This window comes from Cupriavidus sp. SIMBA_020 (assembly GCF_046535395.1).
GTDB classification, from domain to species: domain Bacteria; phylum Pseudomonadota; class Gammaproteobacteria; order Burkholderiales; family Burkholderiaceae; genus Cupriavidus; species Cupriavidus campinensis.
On the sequence record NZ_JAWRWU010000021.1, the window covers coordinates 53,454 to 72,279 of the forward strand.

Annotated in this window: 17 protein-coding genes; 8 read left to right on the plus strand and 9 right to left on the minus strand. The window is 66.6% G+C overall.

All coding sequences use genetic code 11. From position 1 onward, the window contains the following. Positions 1 to 50: 50 nt before the first annotated feature. From SB751_RS26705 to SB751_RS26730, 6 genes are all read left to right on the plus strand, one after another. Positions 51 to 1,586 (plus strand): SpoVR family protein, encoded by a 1,536-nt coding sequence (locus SB751_RS26705; protein WP_144197793.1) that lies wholly within the window; start codon positions 51 to 53, stop codon positions 1,584 to 1,586. Positions 1,587 to 1,743: 157 nt separating this feature from the next. Beyond that, positions 1,744 to 2,643, plus strand: a complete 900-nt coding sequence (locus SB751_RS26710) for a LysR family transcriptional regulator (protein ID WP_410748727.1) — start codon at positions 1,744 to 1,746, stop codon at positions 2,641 to 2,643. A gap of 117 nt (positions 2,644 to 2,760) precedes the next feature. Beyond that, complete coding sequence (locus tag SB751_RS26715) at positions 2,761 to 3,540, plus strand: aldolase (protein ID WP_144197795.1); 780 nt, start codon at positions 2,761 to 2,763, stop codon at positions 3,538 to 3,540. 54 nt (positions 3,541 to 3,594) lie between these two features. Then, positions 3,595 to 4,920 (plus strand): MFS transporter, encoded by a 1,326-nt coding sequence (locus SB751_RS26720; RefSeq protein WP_144197796.1) that lies wholly within the window; start codon positions 3,595 to 3,597, stop codon positions 4,918 to 4,920. Further along, positions 4,917 to 5,537: a 2-hydroxychromene-2-carboxylate isomerase gene (locus tag SB751_RS26725; protein WP_144197797.1), complete on the plus strand. Its 621-nt coding sequence runs from the start codon at positions 4,917 to 4,919 to the stop codon at positions 5,535 to 5,537. The genes SB751_RS26720 and SB751_RS26725 overlap by 4 nt, the downstream gene beginning before the upstream one ends. 246 nt (positions 5,538 to 5,783) lie before the next feature. Beyond that, positions 5,784 to 6,059 (plus strand): hydroxyquinol 1,2-dioxygenase, encoded by a 276-nt coding sequence (locus SB751_RS26730; protein WP_186296830.1) that lies wholly within the window; start codon positions 5,784 to 5,786, stop codon positions 6,057 to 6,059. A 49-nt stretch (positions 6,060 to 6,108) separates the two neighbouring features. On the opposite strand, the gene SB751_RS26735 is transcribed toward SB751_RS26730, so the two are convergent. Together SB751_RS26735 and SB751_RS26740 are read right to left on the minus strand one after the other, a co-directional pair. Beyond that, positions 6,109 to 7,293 carry a helix-turn-helix transcriptional regulator gene (locus SB751_RS26735; protein ID WP_144197798.1) on the minus strand — a complete coding sequence of 395 codons (1,185 nt, stop codon included), beginning with the start codon at positions 7,291 to 7,293 and terminating at the stop codon, positions 6,109 to 6,111. Between the two features lie 321 nt (positions 7,294 to 7,614). Next, positions 7,615 to 9,954, minus strand: a complete 2,340-nt coding sequence (locus SB751_RS26740; protein WP_211943478.1) for a mechanosensitive ion channel family protein — start codon at positions 9,952 to 9,954, stop codon at positions 7,615 to 7,617. A gap of 298 nt (positions 9,955 to 10,252) precedes the next feature. On the opposite strand from SB751_RS26740, the gene SB751_RS26745 reads away from it, so the two are divergent. Then, on the plus strand, positions 10,253 to 10,471 hold the full coding sequence (locus SB751_RS26745; RefSeq protein ID WP_244844824.1) for a hypothetical protein: 219 nt from the start codon (positions 10,253 to 10,255) through the stop codon (positions 10,469 to 10,471). Positions 10,472 to 10,552: 81 nt separating this feature from the next. Here the strand turns inward: SB751_RS26745 and SB751_RS26750 are convergent, their stop codons facing one another. After that, entirely contained in the window at positions 10,553 to 12,721 is a 2,169-nt protein-coding gene (locus SB751_RS26750; RefSeq protein WP_144197800.1) for an alpha/beta hydrolase domain-containing protein, read from the minus strand. A gap of 250 nt (positions 12,722 to 12,971) precedes the next feature. On the opposite strand from SB751_RS26750, the gene SB751_RS26755 reads away from it, so the two are divergent. Beyond that, entirely contained in the window at positions 12,972 to 13,598 is a 627-nt protein-coding gene (locus SB751_RS26755) for a LysE family translocator (protein WP_144197801.1), read from the plus strand. Between the two features lie 24 nt (positions 13,599 to 13,622). Here the strand turns inward: SB751_RS26755 and SB751_RS26760 are convergent, their stop codons facing one another. From SB751_RS26760 to SB751_RS26785, 6 genes are all read right to left on the minus strand, one after another. Further along, a complete protein-coding gene (locus tag SB751_RS26760; RefSeq protein ID WP_211943476.1) occupies positions 13,623 to 14,297 on the minus strand; it encodes a histidine phosphatase family protein in 675 nt (224 codons plus the stop codon). 154 nt (positions 14,298 to 14,451) lie between these two features. Then, entirely contained in the window at positions 14,452 to 15,450 is a 999-nt protein-coding gene (locus SB751_RS26765) for a Bug family tripartite tricarboxylate transporter substrate binding protein (protein ID WP_144197803.1), read from the minus strand. Between the two features lie 160 nt (positions 15,451 to 15,610). Then, positions 15,611 to 16,291 (minus strand): TetR/AcrR family transcriptional regulator, encoded by a 681-nt coding sequence (locus SB751_RS26770; protein WP_144197804.1) that lies wholly within the window; start codon positions 16,289 to 16,291, stop codon positions 15,611 to 15,613. A gap of 81 nt (positions 16,292 to 16,372) precedes the next feature. After that, positions 16,373 to 16,786 (minus strand): hypothetical protein, encoded by a 414-nt coding sequence (locus tag SB751_RS26775; RefSeq protein ID WP_211943475.1) that lies wholly within the window; start codon positions 16,784 to 16,786, stop codon positions 16,373 to 16,375. A gap of 105 nt (positions 16,787 to 16,891) precedes the next feature. Further along, positions 16,892 to 18,499: an exonuclease domain-containing protein gene (locus SB751_RS26780; protein ID WP_410748728.1), complete on the minus strand. Its 1,608-nt coding sequence runs from the start codon at positions 18,497 to 18,499 to the stop codon at positions 16,892 to 16,894. A gap of 64 nt (positions 18,500 to 18,563) precedes the next feature. Beyond that, on the minus strand, positions 18,564 to 18,826 hold a 263-nt coding region (locus SB751_RS26785), incomplete at its 5' end, for a hypothetical protein (protein WP_410748729.1).

Genomic DNA, 18,826 nt, shown 5'->3' on the forward strand with positions numbered 1-18,826 from the left:
CCAGCACGGCGGCGCATCCGCGTACGTTCATGGGATAAGGGAGGAAGTTCATGGCTTACCTATCCACGGGCTCGGAGTGGACCTTCGAGCTGATCCAGCGCTACGACCGCGAAATCGCCCGCATTGCCGGCGACTTCGGGCTCGACACGTATCCGAACCAGATCGAGATCATCACGGCTGAGCAGATGCTTGACGCCTATGCGTCTGCCGGGCTGCCGGTGGGGTACAACCACTGGTCGTACGGCAAGCACTTCCTCGCCTCGGAGCGCAGCTACCAGCGCGGCCACATGGGCCTGGCCTACGAGATCGTGATCAACTCCAATCCGTGCATCGCGTACCTGATGGAGGAGAACACGATGCCGATGCAGGCGCTGACCATCGCGCACGCCTGCTATGGGCACAACTCGTTCTTCAAGGGCAACTACCTGTTCCGCACCTGGACCAACGCCGACGCAATCATCGACTACCTGCTCTTCGCCAAGAACTACGTGGCCGAGTGTGAGCAGCGCTATGGCGAGCAGGAAGTGGAGTTGCTGCTGGACTCCTGCCACGCCTTGCAGAACTACGGCGTGGACCGCTACAAGCGGCCCAAGAAGCTGTCGATCACCGAGGAGCAGGCACGCCAGACCGAGCGCGAGAGCTACCTCCAGATGCAGGTGAACGACCTCTGGCGCACCCTGCCCAAGCACCGGCCGCACCTGCTCAAGGAGGAAGAGGAGGCGATGGAACCGGAAATCGCCTTCCCGCCCGAGCCGCAGGAGAACCTGCTGTACTTCATCGAGAAGAACGCACCCAAGCTCCAGCCGTGGCAGCGCGAGATCGTGCGCATCGTGCGCAAGATCGCGCAGTACTTCTACCCGCAGCGCCAGACCAAGGTGATGAACGAAGGCTGGGCAACGTTCTGGCACTACACGATCCTGCATCAGCTGTACGAGGAGAAGCTGGTCAACGATGCCTTCATGCTCGAACTCCTGCAGGCCCACACGAACGTCATCTACCAGCCGCCGTACCACAGCCCTTACTACAGCGGCCTGAACCCCTATACGCTGGGCTTCCTGATGTTCCAGGACCTGCGGCGCATGTGCGAGAACCCGACCGAGGAGGACCGCCGCTGGGCGCCGGAAATCGCGGGCAGTGACTGGCGGCAGACGCTGGACTTCGCGATGCGCAACTTCAAGGACGAAAGCTTCCTGCTCCAGTTCCTGTCGCCCCGCGTGATCCGCGAGCTGAAGCTGTTCTCGGTGCTCGACGACGACCGCGAAGGCAAGCTGCGCGTCACGGCGATCCACGACGACGAAGGGTATCGCGCGATTCGCCAACTGCTGGCGAACCAGTACGATCTCTCCAATATGGAGCCCAATATCCAGGTGACAAACGTGGACGTGGGCGGGGACCGCTCACTGACGCTGCGTCACCTGCAGAGCGACCGCCGCCCGCTGGCGCACAGCTTCGACGAAGTGGTGCGCCACGTGACGCGACTCTGGGGCTTCACCGTGCGGCTCGAGGTAGCGTACGAGGACGGCCGGCGCGAACTCAAGTACGAGTGCAAGCCGGAGCGGAAGCACCAGCATCGGAAGGCGGCTTAACGGAGCGCTTTACTGGCACGAACGTTGCTGCACTGATACCCGGACTCGGCCATGCCCCATGGCTGGGCCGGGTATCTGCGCATTGCAGCCGCACGCGGCTGCTGTACCGTGTCGACAAATGACTTAACTGGCCCATCCATGGAAGCCAGCCGCTCCCATGGATACGCCTGACCGTCTTCTCCGCATTTTTCTTCGTATTGCCGAACTCAAGTCGCTGTCCAAGGCGGCGGAGGATCTCGATCAGACCCAGTCGGGTGTCAGCCGGCAACTGGCGACGCTGGAGGCGCAGCTCGGCAAGCCGTTGTTCGTGCGAACGGGCCGCGGCGTGGCCTTGACCGAGGCCGGGCAGAAGCTGCAGGAGGCCCTTGAGGGGCCTTATCGCGCGATCGACCAGGCTGTGGATGCGATCCGCGATGCGCACGGCACCACGCAGGGCACCGTCCGGCTGGCAGTCGTTCATACCGTCAGCTATTACTTCATCGCCGATGTGGTGGCCAGCTTTGTCAGCGCCCATCCCAATGTCAATCTCTCGCTGATGGGACGTAGCTCTGCCGATGTGGTGGCGCTGGTGGAGAGCGGCAAGGCTGATCTTGGCGTGGTCTACGACACCGCGGTCGATACGGCAACCCTGACCACACATCCGTTGTTTGAGGATGAGATGTGCCTGGTCACGCTGCAGCGGCCCGATGCGCCGCAGTCCGCCTTGCAGGACGGACTCGATTTGTGCGGGCAGCCGCTGCGCCTGGTCGGCTTTCCGCACGGCTATGCGCTGCGCCGGATGGTGGAGAGCGCCGGGTTGCAGCCCACCTACGTGGCCGAGGCCGAGACCGTTGATGCCATTCTGAAGCTGGTCTCCGCTGGCGTGGGCGATTGCATTCTGCCGTGCCGGCTACCGGACAAGCTGCTCCACGAGTACGGGTTGCACAAGCTGAAGATCCGCAGCCCGCTGCTGCGTCGCCGCATGGTGGCCGTCACTCACGCCGCCCGCCACGCGCTGCCGCTGGCCGACACCCTGCTCGCCTCGGCCTTGCAGGTGGCCCGCACCCTCAAGCCGTGACGCAGTGAGATAGCAGCTATGCGCGTGGCTGCATAGCACGGCAGGCGCCTCGTTTTCATACTTCCCTTCATGCCGCCGCACTGGTTGCCGGCCGGCATTCCACGGAGAAGAGAAGACATGAACGCCCCCCTCAGAGACAAGTCGTACTTCGACACGCGCGCCACCAACGAGATGGCCAGGCACCTGCGCAACAGGCCGCGCACCATGCAGGAGACCATGGCCTACGCCTGCCGCATCCTGGCGATGACCGAGCAGGAAGCGGGACTGGCCGGCCAGATCAGTGTGCGGTCGGAGCGCCCCGGCGCCTACTGGACGCTGCGCTTCGGCCTCGGCTTCGACGAGGCGACGCCGGACGACTTCATCGAGGTGGACCGAGACCTCAACACGCTGACGGGTGACGGCATGCCGAACCCCGCCACGCGTTTCCATCTGTGGGTGTACGACGCGCGCCCGGACGTCAACTCGATCATCCATACGCACTCGCCCTGGGCCTCGGCACTGGCCGCAGCGCGCCAGCCGCTGGTCATCGCCCAGATGGACATGACGCCGCTGCACGACGATTGTGCATTCCTGGGCGAGTGGCCTGGCGTGCCGATCGCGGACCAGGAGGGCGTGATCATCTCCGCCGCGCTGGGCAACAAACGGTCGATCATCCTGGCGCACCACGGCTACCTCACCGCCGGCCAGACCTGCGAGGAGGCCACCTATCTGTCGGTCTACCTCGAACGCGCCGCGCGCATGCAGATTCGCGCGCAGGCTTTCGGCCCGCTGACGCCCGTGGACGATGCACTCGCCCGCGAGGCCCACGACTACCTGCTCAAACCTTCCATCGTCAACGCCACGTTCTCGTACTGGGCGCGCCAGACGCACGGCATCGCGCCGCTGCCGCCCGCCTGAGTGCCTGCCGCCGGCGCATGGCCGACGGCTTACCCGAATCCAAGGAGCGTTACGATGAACAAGATTCCTGGCGCGCGCTCACGGCGCGCGTATATCACCGCGGGCCTGGCGAGCATGATGGGCACGACGATCGAATGGTATGACTTCTTCCTGTACGGCACGGCTGCCGCACTGATCTTCAACAAGATCTTCTTTCCGTCATTCGATCCCCTGACGGGGACGCTGGCGGCCTTCGCCACCTACTCGGTGGGGTTCTTCGCCCGGCCGCTCGGCGGCATCGTCTTCGGCCATTTTGGCGATCGGATGGGCCGCAAGTCGATGCTGCTGATCACGCTGTTCATGATGGGTATTCCCACGATCCTGATCGGCCTGATTCCGTCGTACGACAGCATCGGCTACTGGGCTGCCGTGGCGCTGGTGCTGCTGCGGTTGCTACAAGGGATTGCGGTCGGCGGCGAGTGGGGCGGCGCGGTGCTGATGGCCGTGGAGCATGCGCCCGAAGGCAAGAAGGGCTTCTTTGGCAGCCTGCCGCAGGCCGGGGTCGCGCCGGGGCTGGTGCTGTCGTCGCTGGCGATGGGGATGGTGGCGACGCTGCCGGAGCAGGACATGCTGACGTGGGGCTGGCGCGTGCCGTTCCTGGCGAGCGTCGTCCTGCTGGCGGTAGGCTGGTTCATTCGCGCCAAGGTGGCCGAGTCGCCGGACTTCGAGCAGATGAAGAAGCAGGGCGACAAAGTGGAAATGCCGGCAATGGTCGTGCTGCGCCAGTATCCGCGCCAGGTGCTGACCGTGGTGGGTGGCCGGCTGGCCGAGGTGACGTGGTTCTACACGGTGGTCACGTTCGCGCTGGCTTATGCCACTGGCACGCTCGGCATTCCCAAGACGGTGATGCTCGACGCCACGGTCTGGGGCGCTGCCATCGCGCTCTTCACCATGCCCCTCTGCGGCATGCTGGCCGATCGCATTGGCTTCAAATGGGTGTTCATGGCCGGTACGGTTGGCATCCTGCTGTTCTCGTCGCAGTTCTTCGACCTGCTGCAGTCGCTGGATCCACGCAATATCACCATCGCGCTCGCCATTGCCATCGGGCTGGTCTACGCCTGCCTCTACGCACCGGAAGGCAGCCTCTTTGCCGCCCAGTTCCCGGCCGAGGTGCGCTACAGCGGCATCTCGATCGCCGTGCAGGTGTCGGGTGCCATCGGGGGCGGCCTGGCGCCTATCGTCGCCACATCGCTGCTGAAGTACGGCGGCGGCAGCCCTACCTATATCGTCTGGTATCTGGGTGCGCTGAGCGTCATCGCGTTCCTGAGTGCCGCCTGCATGCGGGAAACGGCGCTCGGCGGGTTACCCGTGGCGGCGGTCAACGGGAGCCGGCACGTATGAGCCGCGCGAACCGACCTGTCATCGACTATTACTTCTGGATGAATTCGGACTGGGCGTATCTGGGCGCAGACCGGCTCGATGCGCTGGCGCGGCGCCAGGGCGTCGAGATCCGGCATAAGCCCGTGAACCTGCCTGAGGTGTATGCGCGAACCGGGGGCGTGCTGCTTGGCCAACGCTCGCCGGAGCGGCAGCAATATCGCATCACGGAGCTGGTGCGCTGGTGCCGCAAGCTGGATATCCACGTCAATCCGATGCCCAGGTACATGTGCCCGAACGCGGACCTGGCATCCGGCCTCGTCATCGCAGTGGATGCGCTGGGGCTGCCGGTGCTGGAACTGTACAAGGCCATTCTCCGCGCGCAATGGTGCGAGGAGCGCGATATCTCCTCGGAAACCACGCTACGCGAGATCCTCGCGTCGCAGGGGTTCGATGTGGACGCGACGCTCGCGCGGGCGCGCTCGGCGGAAACCCGGGAGATATACCGGCGCAATACCGACGAAGCCGTGGCCGCCGGGGTGTTCGGATCGCCGTCTTATGTCTTCGATGGGGAGCTGTTCTGGGGCCAGGACCGGCTGCACATGCTGGAGGTGGCTGTCGCGGTGCGTCTGACGGTGTAGGCCTATGGGGGGAGCTGGCGATCCGGCACGTTGCTGCTCGCCAGTTCTTCTCTTGTACGCCTTTGTATCAGGCCGTGTGCGCGATACGCGCCGTGACACTAAGGGGGTAAATACGCCACGAGCGCGATACGTGGGCGGATTTAAATAGCATCCATGGCAGCGCAACGCGACAACGACACAGCGAATCGCTGCCTTGGCATCACTGACAACCGCAAACCGCTCACGCATCCATCAAGGAAACTGATCATGTCCAAGACCCTCACCTCCCGCCTGGTCCTCGCCGTTGCCCTCGCTGCCGCCGCTGTCGGCGCACAAGCTTCCGTCCTCGGTGCCCGCGACCCGTACAGCGATGGCGCCCGCGCCGTGCAGAGCGCGCGGGATGTCTTCAGCGAGGGTGCCCGCTCGACGACGCAAGCCCGCGACCCCTACACTGAAGGCGCGCGCTCGGCGGACCCGTATCTCGACGGCGCCCGCTCGGTGCAAGACCAGCGCAGTCCGTTCACCGACGGCGCCTACGCCTGACGCCGCGGCTGGAAGCTGAGATTGCGTAGGGGGCTGAAGTGCGATGGTGTTATCGCAACCGCGCCGCCCGCGGCCGGGCCGTCGACGACGCCCCGGCCCGCTCCAGGTCCACCCCTGGCAGCAGGTGCAGCAGCCGCACCAGTTCTGACTGCCGGTGCGTGCCGGTCTTGCGCAGCGTGTCGCGGATATGCACGCGCACGGTATGGGGCGAGAGGAACTCGCGCTCGGCAATTTCGTTCAGCGTTTCGCCGGCGGCGAGGCGGATCGCGATGATGCTTTCCTTCTTCGACAGGCCGAACAGCGAGGTCAGCACGGCGGCGTCCAGCACGGAGCGGGACTCGGAGTTCCCCAGCAGCATCATGGCCGCCGGCAGTTGCCACGGGCCTTCGACCGGCTGGCGCGAAACCAGCGGCATGACGATGATCGGTACCGGCTGGCCGCCCGAGGTGATATGCATCCAGGACCCAGCGGCGGCGCCGCCGTTGCGGCCGCCATGCACGGCGGCCTGGAGCAGGTCGCGCAGCACGCCCTGCAAGGTTTCCGGCCGTGCGCGCAGCACGCCGTTGTCGAGCGCGAGGTTGGCGTCGGCCTGTACCAGCGATTCGGCCCAGCTGTTGGCGTAGCGCACGCGCATGTCGGCCTGGAGCACCATCACGCCGAAGTCGAGGGTATCGAGGCCGGCCAGCCCCAGCGAAGCCAGGCCGCTCAGTTCGAAGTTGCGGTGCTGCATGCGGGCGGCGCGGGCCCAGTGCGGCATCACCTGCGCCAGGCGGCGCTCGCGATGATCGGCGGGCATGAAGTCATCGCCGCCACCGGGGGTGGCGCTCATCAGCACGCAGACTTCGGAGGTGTCGAATAGCCGCACGCCCCGGGCGAGGCCCATGCAGTCATAGAGGCCGCCGCCGGCTGCCACGGGTCTTGTCAGCAGTTGGGTGTCGGGGCCGGACGCCATGGCGACCGACGCCGGCACGGCGTCTGCGGTGGCGAAGTGTCCGGGCAGGGCGCGCATGCTGTCCGGCATGGTGCCGAGGCTGGTGTAGCAGCCGTTCGGCGTCACGCCCAGGCGTGCATGACCTGCGAGCTTGTCCCAGATCAGGTAGCGCGGGCTGCCGGTGCAGGTGTAACGGGAAAAGAGGTCGAGCGCCTCTGGCATGGCCGCCACGTCCATGGCGGATTCATAGATGCTATCGACCAGACGATGGAAGACATCGTCGGCAGACGGGTGTTCGCCCATTCTCATTTCCCCCGGTGGCAAACGCCTTTTCCTCAGGACCACTGCGGCGAGGCGTGGTCCCCTGTTTTATGTTTGGATACTGCCGGCCGGAGGTTGGCCGGCCGTCACGACGATGATCCCGCACAAGCCTTGCATCGGGCCATCCCGCCTTGGGAGGGAGCCGGGCACGGGCGCGGTCCCGGCCGATGTGGCGCGGGCTCGCGTGATAGTAATGCGCGTTCCTCGATATTTAAAGCATTCCTGGCGAATGTTCCGGCTCCGCATTGCACAAATGCGACAACTTTGTGACATCTGGGGACCATGCAGCACAACCGCCCGCCATCAAGCCGATTTCCCGGCGGCCCGCGTGACGAATTCGACGCCTGGCGGGGCGGCCTCCGCGCCGGTCTTGCCGCCGGCACCATCCAGGCTGATCCCGCCGTTATCCACGCGCACGGTCAACTGCGGTGCGGCCATGCGGATGCCGGCTTCGTCGAAATTGCGCTTCAGCCGCATGTTGAAGCCCCGCGTGATCTCGGCCTGCATCAGCGGCCTGGTCTTGAACTGCGCCAGCACCACGATGCCGTTGGGGTCGAAGCGGTCGAGCCCGAGAATGTCCAGCCCTGAGAGCAGGTTGCGGCTGTAGCGGTGGTCGCGGGCCAGCTCGGCGCCGGTGGCCCGGATCACCTCGGTGGCGCGGTCGATATCGCTCTCGTAGCCCACCGCAATGCTGAACACGGCGAAGGCATAGCCGCGCGACAGGTTTTTCACCGCCTTGATCTGGCTGTACGGCAGCGTGTGCAGCGCGCCCTTGCCGTCGCGCAGCTTCACCGTGCGGATGGTCATGCCTTCCACCACGCCGGCGTGGTCGGGCAACTCGATCGAATCGCCGATGGCGATGGAATCCTCGATCACGATGAACAGGCCGGTGATCAGATCCTGCACCAGGCTCTGGGCGCCGAAGCCGATGGCCAGGCCGACCACGCCGGCGCCGGCCAGCAGCGGCGTGACGTTGACACCCAGGTTGGCCAGCACCGCAATCATGGCGATGACCAGCAGCCCCACGAACGACGCGTTGCGCACCAGCGGCAGGATGGTCTTGGCGCGCAGGCTCGGTTGCTGGCCGCGCCCGTGGCCCGGTGTGAGGGTCTGGGTGATGGCGGTGTCGATCAGCAGCCAGACCAGCCACGCCAGCAGCACCACCCCGACCACGCTGAGGATCGATTCGGTGATATGCCGGCCCAGCGTGGTGGAATCCGCCAGGCGGATGATCGACGAATTCCAGACACGCGCCACCAGCTCGACGAACGCCATCCAGATGATGACCCGCACCAGCGCAATGCCGAAGCGGGCAAAGCGCTGGATATAGGCCGAGCGCCGGCGGTCCCGCAGGCGCGGGGCGCGCACCGTGGCCTTGGGCGAGCGGCCCGCCACCAGGGTCAGCAGCAGCGCCGCCACGAACAGTGCCACGGTGAGCACGGCGCGGCGCAGGAACTCGTCGGCGTGCCCGGTAGCCATGATGGTGCCGACCACGGAGGACAGCACCACGGCCAGCATCGGCAGATACCAGGCGTGCCCGGCCAGGCGCAGCAGGTCCACGATGGCCGGGTGGGCCTGCCGGAATGCCAGCGGCCGCAGCGCAATCAACTGGCCGACGGCACGGCGGAAACGCACCGCGAAGAAGGCAATCAGGATGGCGGCGAGGATGTTGGCGAAGGTGCCGACGAGTGCGGCGAGATTGACGCCCAGCGCGGTCACCACGCGGGGATCGGTGCTGGCCTCGCCCAGCGCGGCCAGCGCACCGGTTACGAAGAGCAGCCACGGCGAGTGCTTGAGCAGGTCTCGCACGGCGTTCGAGCGGTGCGCGGAGTGGAACAGCGCGAAGATCACCTGGCACGTGGCGGACATAATCGCGCCGGCCACGATCGCATACGCCACCATCACGCCGCCCATGCTGGCGGGCGTACGGCCGTAGACCTTGTACGCGAGCAGTACGGTCATCGCGAATGCCACGACCCACGGCCCGATCCGGCGCAGGAAATAGATGCCGACGTCTATCCATGACGGCACGGAGGGCAGGTGGGCCGGTTGCGCGGGCCGCAGGCGGTTCCGGTGGATGCGCCGCGACAGCTCCCAGAGCAGCCAGCCGGTCAGCGCCCAGCCGGCGAGGATGGTGGCGAACTCACGCACGGACACGCTCGCCGGGCGGGTGTCCTGGATGGTCAGCGCCTCGCGCCATTCCTGCCCGGCGAACTGGATGCGCCAGCCCCAGTATTGCCACGCGCCATGGTCTTTGCCCGGCGCCTTGTCGATTTCCTCGAGAGCCTTGGCGACAGCGCCAAGCAGTCCGGGCGAGGGCGCGGACGCAGCCGCGACATCCGACGCGGCAACGGGGGCCGAGGCGCCATCCGCCACGCCGCGCCGCAGCGTCTGTAGTTGATTCAGGAGATTCTGGCGCTCGGTGTCGTTCTGCAACGTGGCGATGACCTGGTCCAGCGACTGCGCGAGCGCCGCGCTGGCGGGCGCGGCAGCGGGTGGCGAGGCCGGGGCGGTCTGCTTCTGCGTGCCCAGGGCGAGCGCAGCCAGCGGGCTGCCGGCGGCGTGGGCAGCCAGCGGCAGCACACAAGCAAGCAACAGGAAAAGCCAGGCCAGCCAGTCAGGGCGATGCGAGATACGGGGCATGAAAGGGGCGCAGCGGCAGGGGCCTCAGCCGCGTGTGGGGCGAAAAGACAGGATCGCGCCACTGTAGCGCATCGCCCGCGCCGGTGCGTGATGGCGCGTGATGGCGCCGGTATAGCGGGTATCGACGAAAATTCAAAAAAACTGAATAAGTAATTGGAACTTCGTCTCCGTATCAATCACTTTGGAAGCCTAATATTCAACCCATGGACGGCGCACACAGGCCAAAGACAAGGCAAGACGATGTGGCGGCCGACCAGAAGACATTCAAATTCACTTAATGACATATCGGAGAGAAATCATGACCAAGACCACCGCCCTCAAGATCGCCGCTTCCCTGGTCGTTTCGCTGGCCACCCTCGGCGCCGCCCAGGCTGGCACCGTGCCCGCCGATCAGTACGGCTACCAGTTCCGCACCGGCGCGCCGGCAGACCAGTACGGTTACGGCTTCCGCACGCACGACGCCTTCACCGATGGCGCGCGCAGCTTCGACCCGTATCTGGACGGCGCGCGTGGCTGATGCCCGAAGCCCGGTCGCTGGGAAAAAGGCGCCGTGCCTGTCGCACGGCGCCTTTTTCCTTTTTCCCTTTTTCCATTGGCGTCAGGGCAGGACCGGCTGGGCCACCGCCCGCGCGATGATCGCATCGGCATCGCGCTGCAGCAGGAAGCGTTGCGCCACGAGGTCGTTGGCGGCCGCCGTCACCGCGGCCACGTAACCGGCCTGGTTTGTATACAGCGATTCGAGCGAGGGCCGTCCGTCGCCGGCCGAGACACGCGCCGCCTCGGTCTTGTGGAACGGGAGGAATGAGCCCGTCAGGTTCGACAGATCCACGATACCGGGCGTGGCGACATAGTTGAACTCCACGCTGGTGCCGAGCGGCGCGCGCGCCTCCACGCTGTGGATGCCGGCCTTCGGGATACCCGTGGAGGCGTCCACCTGCGGCACCAGGATCGCGTAGTCGCGGTTCAGGTAAGCAGGCGGCAGCATCGTGGCAATGCCGGACTCGTCCTCGCGCCGGTACTGCGGGCCGAAATCGAGCAACGGATAGCCGTTGTAGCGCGCCAGGTACTGGAAGTCAGGCACCGCCGTTTGCACGCCGCTCACGGCCCACGTCACGCCCTTCATGGCGGGGAAGGCCACGTCGGCCGGGCGCACCAGCGAACCATCGGCCAGTGCCGGCACCTGGCTCGCCGGCGGGGTGGTGCCGCGCACGACCCAGTCTTCGAGGTCGATGAACAGCGCGCGGAACGTATCGTTATGCTGGATCACCGTGCCCGCCGGGTAGACGTTGCGCGTCGGCGCGAAGCTGATGCTGGCCGTGCCACCTGCCCCGCCGTGCTGGGCGCCCGCGTAGTAATAGATGCGGGCGTTGTCCGGCTGCTTCAGGTCGGCGAAGCCGTTGGCGTCGGTCAGCACCGGGGAGCCCTGCAATTGCCAGAACTCGGTGCCGGACAGGCCGAGGAAGAACTTCGGGCAGGTGTTGGACGCCGAGCAGCGCGCCATCACACCGCCCTTGGTGCCAGAGATGTCGTCCACGTAGTCCTTGTCGAGGCCGCGCGGTGCGGTCTGGCCGAATGCCGTGTGGTCGGTGCGCAAGCCGCCCCCGCCGCCGGGCACGGCAAAGCGCGTATTGATATTGGTCTGGCGTGCCGCCACGTGGGCGTAGATGCCGTCGAACACCTTCGAGCCGTCCAGCGCCTGGTTGAAGCCCAGGTGCAGGAACGTCTTCATCGCATTGCCGGACTGCGACGTCCCCTGGCCCAGCGCGTGAGTGATGCGGCCCGCCACCGGATTGGGCGTGCCGGCACTGTCCGCGGCCTTGCTGCGGAAGAAGCTCACGGTGTCCCGCAGCGCGGCCAGGCCCACGCCCATCACCTTCGGGTCCTTCGCCACGTACACGAGTTCGTAGAGATACTTCGGATCGAAGCCGCCGCGCAGGCAGATGCTGGCCGGGTCGGGCGTGCCGGGGAAGGCGTTGGCGCCGGCGTCGCAGGTGGCGAATTTCCAGTCGCTGGCGGGAATCGCCACGCGCGCATCGGTCTCGTTGACGCGCCGCGTGAGCGAGTAGCCGGGCTGGGTGTTGTCGAGGCTGGCCGGCGCGTAGGGGATCATGGTGCCGTTGAACACGCCGCCGGGCAGGGTCATCGCCGGCGCGGCCGCGCCTGGCACCAGTTCGGTCCGATAGGTGCCCGTGATCGAGGTGCCATCGGCATTCTTCGCCACCGGCACCGTCACGGTCAGCCGCGCCGGGCTGGACTTCGGCACATCGCCCTGCCAGGCCGAGTACAGCAGCACGTAGCCGCGCTCCAGGTAGACCGCGTCGCTCGGGCTCGCGGTGGGGTTGACCATGGTCAGGATATTGCCGCGATTGGGCGCGTCGTAGCGCAGCACGCCGCTGGCCTTGCTCATGTCCTTGGGCTTGAGCATGACGAAGTCGGCCGAGTACTCGACCATGCCGTTTGCGTTGACGGGCGCCAGCGCCAGGTCCTGGATGATGGCGTTCCTGGGGTCCTTCGGATCGACCTCGCCGCTGATGGTGCCCGTCAACTGCTCGTACTGCCCCACGCTGCCGTAGCTGCCCGCGAAGTCCTGTGTGCCGGTGATCTTGAGCGTCTGCGTGGGCGCATGCGTCTGGGGCGTGCCAGCGCCACCGCCGCCACTGTTCCCGCCGCCGTTGTTGTCGTCGCTGCCACCACAGGCCGTCAACATGGCCATGGCGCCCGTCAGGGCGAGCGCCACCGCGTGCCGCATCGGTGCACGTGCTTGCATCGTCTGTCTCCTCGTTGTCGTTCGGGAATTGCTTGCGTGGCAGCCCGTGAGGATTGCCGCGCGCGGTCGCCGCCCGTTCGTGCGCACCGCTGTCGAAGTGAGAGCAGTGTAGGAGTGACCGATTAAGCTGATAAATTGATTGTTTGGATGAATTGATCGAGGATGTAGATCGATGGTCAGCGGCACGCCGGGGGCAACGCGCTGCGCGGCGTTCCGCTACCATGACGCTCTCAACGTACGGAGCGCACCGATGCCTTCGATCGACACCCTGCTGACTTTCCTCGGGATTGCCGTTCTGCTGAGCCTTGCGCCCGGCCCTGACAATATCTTTGTGTTGCTCCAGTCGGCCATGCACGGCACGCGCGCCGGGCTGACCGTGGTGCTCGGTCTCTGCACCGGACTGCTCGTGCACACGGCGGTGGTGGCGGTGGGGCTGGCCGCGCTGCTGGCGGCGTCGGCGTTGGCCTTTACGGTCCTCAAGATCGCCGGGGCGCTCTATCTGGTCTGGCTGGCGTGGCAGGCGTTTCGCGCGCCGGTGGGGGAGATGGCACCGCAACATGCCGATGGGCATCCGCCCCGCCGCATGTACTGGCGTGGTGTGGTGATGAATCTCACCAATCCCAAGGTGGTGATCTTCTTCCTGGCCTTCCTGCCGCAGTTCGTGGTGGCCGAGCGCGGGCACGTCGCGCTGCAGTTGATGGTGTTCGGCTTCGTGTTCATCCTCGCCACGCTGCTGGTCTTTGGCGCGATTGCGTGGTTCTCGGGCGTGTTCGGCCGGGTGCTGATGCGCTCGGCCCGCGTGCAGCGGGCGATGAACTGGTTCGCCGGCACGGTGTTCCTCGCGCTGGCGGGGCGCCTCGCGCTGTCGCAGCGCTGAGGCGGGTAGCCTGAAGCGGGCGTCTCAGGCGAAGGTGATCGCCTTGCGGCGCTCGGCGTGCTCAAGGTGCGGCACGCTGTTGAAGCTCAGCAACCGCTGGGTGCCGCGTCCCACAATCAGTTCGCAGAAGCCGGTATTGCGGAACTGCAGGTTCAGTTCGATGGCGGTCTGCGTCGGCGCGCCAAGCAGGTCGGCCACGGCGCGGCCGATGGCGCCGCCCGAACTGACCACGAGCAGCGCATCCTCGCGCGCCGCGCCCTCGGTGGCATGCGCCAGCGCAGACTGCATGCGGGCGCCGAAATCAGTCCAGGTCTCTGGCATGCCGGTCAACGAGTCCTGCGTCCAGGCCGCGAACGCCGCGCGGAACGTGCGCCAGTAGTCCTGGTAGTCGCCGTTCTGATGCGCGCGATGATCGGCCCCCTGGGTGAAGCTGCGATACAGCGCCTCGCCGTCGTATTCATTGAGGCCGGGATGGGACGCCACAGGGGTATCGGCTGCCCCCATGCCGGCGAGGATCTCGGTGGCGGTGTCCTGCTGGCGCACCAGCGTGCCGGCCACCACGCGCCGGAAGCTGACGCCCCGGTCGCGGAAATACTCGCCCAGCCAGCGCGCCTGCTGGCGGCCCACGTCAGACAGGCAGTCGTAGTTGGCGGCCCCGAACGAGGCTTGTCCGTGACGGACCAGGAATAGCGTTGCCATGGGAAGGCGGCGTCTCGCGCCGGAAAATCATCGTGAGACGGATTCTAGAAGCCTGCCCCCCGCCCGCAAAGCAAGCTGCTCCCGAATTCATACCGGCCATCGCCGCGCTGCATTGTCCGGCGCGGGGGTGGCGGCCCGGAGGTGGCGGCCCGGGTCAGTCCAGCGTCACTCCGGTGTCGGCGGCCAGCTTCAGGGCCACCGGCAGGTAGGCCTTGTAGGCGCGCGCTGCTTCCGCCGGGGTGTTGCCGATGGGCTCGGCGCCCATTTCGTCGATCTTCGCCTGGAACTCGGGCGACTTGACCAGCGCGACGACCTCGCGGCCCAGCTTCTCGACGATGGCTTCGGGCGTCTTGGCGGGCGCCATCAACGTGGTCGGCCCGACGATCTTGTACGCCTCATCGCCATAGCCCGCTTCGGCGAAGGTCGGCACATCGGGCATGCCGCGGGCGCGCGTGGTGCCGGACACCGCCAGTGCCCGCAGCTTGCCGGTGGCGACGTACTGCCGCAGCGTGGTCACGGAACTGATGGTCATGTTGACCTGCCCGGCGAGCAGGTCGGTGACCAGCGGGCCTTCGCCGCGATACGGCACGTGGAGGATATCCACGCCGTAGGTCTTGTCCATATAGGCCTGGATGGTGTGCGGCAAGGTGCCGGGCCCCCATGAGCCCATCCGCAGCTTGCCCGGCGACTGCTGCGCGTAGGTCAGCAACTCCTTGACGGTCTTCGCGGGCACCGTCGGGTTCACCGTCAGCACGGTGCGCGCCATCGCAATGTCCGAAAGCGGCCGCAGGTCGGTGCGGGGGTCGTAGGGCAGCTTCTTGTATAGCGCGATGTTGGACGTGATCGGCCCGGGAATCGTCATCAGCAGCGTATAGCCGTCCGGGGCGGACTTGGCGACGAAATCCGTGCCGATGATGCCGCCCGCGCCGCCCTTGTTCTCCACGACGACGGTCTGGCCGAGGCGCTTGGACAGCCCGTCGGCCACCTGGCGCGCCAACGTGTCGGTCAGGCCACCAGCGGGATACGGCACGATCAGGCGAATCGGTTTGGTCGGGTAGTCGCCTTGCGCATGCGTGGCCAGTGAAACCAGCCCGAGCATGACGCCGGCAACGCGCGCGGCCAGTCTCCTGCGGGACGCGATGGAATGCTTCATGGTGTTGTCTCCACGTTATATCCGGCCTGAAAACAGGCGGCGCCGCTATGTTGCGGCGAGATCGGACGGGCCCCATTGGGGGCAGGGCCGTCCGGGTAAGCGGGATGAAGCGGGGAAGCGGGGTGAAGCGAGGCGGTGACGGTACGGCGGGCGGGGGCGTTCAGAGGTCCAGGTAGCTCGCCACCATGCGCGTGAGTTCCACGGGCAGCCGTTCATCGGCAAGCGTGAGCGGGCCGGGGTCGTTCAGCACGGCGTTGACGATCATGCCGAAGACCACCTGCATCGCAAAGCGCACGCGCTGCTCGGCTTCCTCGGCAGGGACGGGCAGGCGCGGCACCAGCAGCGCCACGAGCCGGTCGACGATTTCCTGGCCGTTCTTCTGATGCGGCAGCCATTCCTCGGGGCGCGTGGTGGCGTGCTTGAGTGATGCGCGAATCACGCCCCGGTTGTTGTGGCAGCCGGTCAGCAGGAAGCGCATCGTCTTCTCGACGATCTGGCGCGGCGGCGTCTCGCCCCAGCGCCCTTCGTCCAGATAGCGCGCCACGGAGGCGTCGGTCTCTTCCATCACCAGCGTGCGCAGCGCATCGAAGAACGCCATCTTGTCGCGGAAGCGTCCGTAGAAGGCGCCCACGGACACCTGGCAGGCGGCTGCAATCTGCGCCACCGAGACGGCGGCGAAGTCGCGCTGCGCCAGCAGCTCGCGGCCGGCGGTCAGCAGGGCCTGTTCGGTTTCCTTGGCGCGACGCTGGCGGGGTGGCTGGAGAATCGAGGGGGTGTCGATGCGGGGGAAGGCAGTGGACGGCGAGTTGCTATTCGTCACACTCGGAAAGGAAGCTTGCATGGCGGTTTCCGTATTCGAATTCGGATTCGGTTCTATTGTTCGCACATTACGGTTTCCTATACCGCAGCGTCAAGTTGGGGTTTACGATCCGGATTCTGCCTTGCGGGGCAGTCCCGCGCACTGGCCGACCAGTGTCTGCACGCAGCAGGCATTGCCGCTCCATTCCCCGCCGGTGACCTTGCCGTTGGCGCCGGCCAGCAGCTTGCGCTGGCATCGTGCCGTGGTGGCGGGTGGCTCAAGCTGCGCATCGCGCGGGCCGCTGCCAGGCGGGTGCGCCGTCGGCAATTCGTCGATCCATATATAGGCGGTGCCCGCCGGCGTGCTCTGCACGGACTGCGGCGGGCCCCACTGGGCCTGCACCTGCTCGACGGGCGCGCCCTGCCAGGATGCGAAGATCCGATGCATGGCGCCGCCATCGACGCCGGTGCAGCCAATGGTTACGCCAGCCGCGCAGAGCACGGCGGCGGCGAAAGGAAGGCGGGGCAACGCGGGCATGGCGGCTCCATCTAGGTAGCGAACCCTCCTCGGCAGACTAGCCGAGTGGGCGCCCAGGTGGCAACGCGCCAATGCGCGCCGCCGCACATTGCTTGCCGGCCCCGATCAGGCGAACAGGGTGAGGGTTTGCGTATCCGAGGAACGTTCGGTTGTCCGGGCTGGTCGCTTGATCGAAGGGCCGGGGGTGCGCGTGGGCGCCGGCGGCTCCGGCGGCTCCGGCGGCGTCAGCGCAAACGGCCGGGACGAAGCGAGTGGCACCGCTGAGGCGCGCAGGGCATCCAGGCGCGGCGCGAGGATCTGGTAGGTATCGACATCGAACCTGGCCGGCACGGCGAGCAGGGCCGCCGCCGCGTCGAGGTCCGGCACGGACCCGAGGTAGCACCAGTTCTCCAGCACGTGCCACGGCTGCTGCGGATGATCCAATTCCCGCCACGCCACCGCGCCCGCGAACGGCCACGGCTGCAACGCCAGCGTGGCGATGGCGGCCATCGTCCGTTCCCGATGCGCCGCGCGCGATTCGTCGCCCGTGCAGGCGCCCGCGCAGCGATGCAGCTGTCGCGCGAAACATGGATTGCCGCGCCGGTGCGTGGGCTCAAGCATCAGCGTGGTCAGGCAGAGCGTGTGTTCCTCCGCCAGTTCGCGCAGGCGGGCCTGGGCTGCGGCGCGGCTGCCGAACGCGCCATAGAGATTGGCATGGCGGCTGAAATCCACGTGCCGGTCCGAGCGCAGGCGCGGCACGGGCAGGCCATCGGGCATTTCCCACGAGAACAGCTCGCTGTTCTGGCGCAGCAACTGGTTGTGCAGCGGCTGCAGTGACTTGACCAGCTGCGCCTCCATCAGCAGCGCGCCGACTTCCCCGCCGGTTTCGTGCCACGCCACGCGCCGCACACCCCGCGCCAGGCGCATCTCCTTCTCGTGGCGATGGTCGCCCGAGAAATGGCTCTTGATGCGCTGGCGCAAGTGAATGCTCTTGCCGACATAGAGCGGCGCGTCCTCGTCACCATAGAACAGATAGACGCCGGGACGATCGGGCACCTCGTCGAGCGCGGTCTCGGACAGGCCGGCCGGCAAGCTCGCCTGCTTCACCAGCGACTTGACGGCGGATTCCACCAGATCCACGGAATACAGACCATGCAGCTTCTGCCAGAACTGCCAGAGCAGTTCGGCGTCCGCCAGCGCGCGGTGACGCCCCTTGGGCGTCAGGTCGAAGCGGGCGATCAGCGCGTCCAGCCCATGGCGCTCCACCGACGGGAACAGCGCGCGCGACAGCCGCACTGTACAAAGGACGTCGGCGCGGAAGGTGATGCCGGCGCGCCGGAACGCATTCTTCAGGAAGCCGTAGTCGAAGCGCGCGTTGTGGGCCACGAAGAGGCGCCCCTGCAGCCGCTCCGCCAGCGACTCGGCAATCGACTCGAACGTGGGCTTGCCGCGCACCATTGCTTCAGTAATGCCGGTCATGCCCTGGATGAACGACGGGATGCTGGCCTGCGGGTCTAGCAGCGTGTCCCACTCCTGGATGCCGTCGGGGCCGACTTCGACCACGCCAATCTCGGTAATGCGGTCGCGCTGGGCATCGGCGCCCGTGGTTTCCAGGTCGACGAATACGATCGGCCGCGCGAGGGCGGTGGCGAGCGAGTGCGCATCGAGGGCGCCGGCGTCGCGGCTCGCGAGGCGTTCGGGCACGTAGGTCATCAGGTCTGGCGGTGTCGTCATGGGGCGATTCTACTGCGCCCGAAAATTCTTTTGCGAAACCCCTTGCCAGCCTGCGCTGGCTCCCTTAATATTCGCCCCCTCGCAACACAAACCGCGCTGCAAACGCAGCGGCGACAAGGGTTGCGGGGTTGATGGGTGGTCGGGCTGATGAGTTTTGCAGCGCTGACCGCAGCGAAAAAAACTTCGCTGACCTGTTGACGAAACGCAGGTTGTTCTTCATAATCTCGTTTCTCTGCTGCGACGCAAACGGCGCAGCGCAGACAAGCAGTACCGCCCCCGGCAAAGCCGGTGTGGCCAGTTCTTTAACAACCAAACAACCGATAAGTG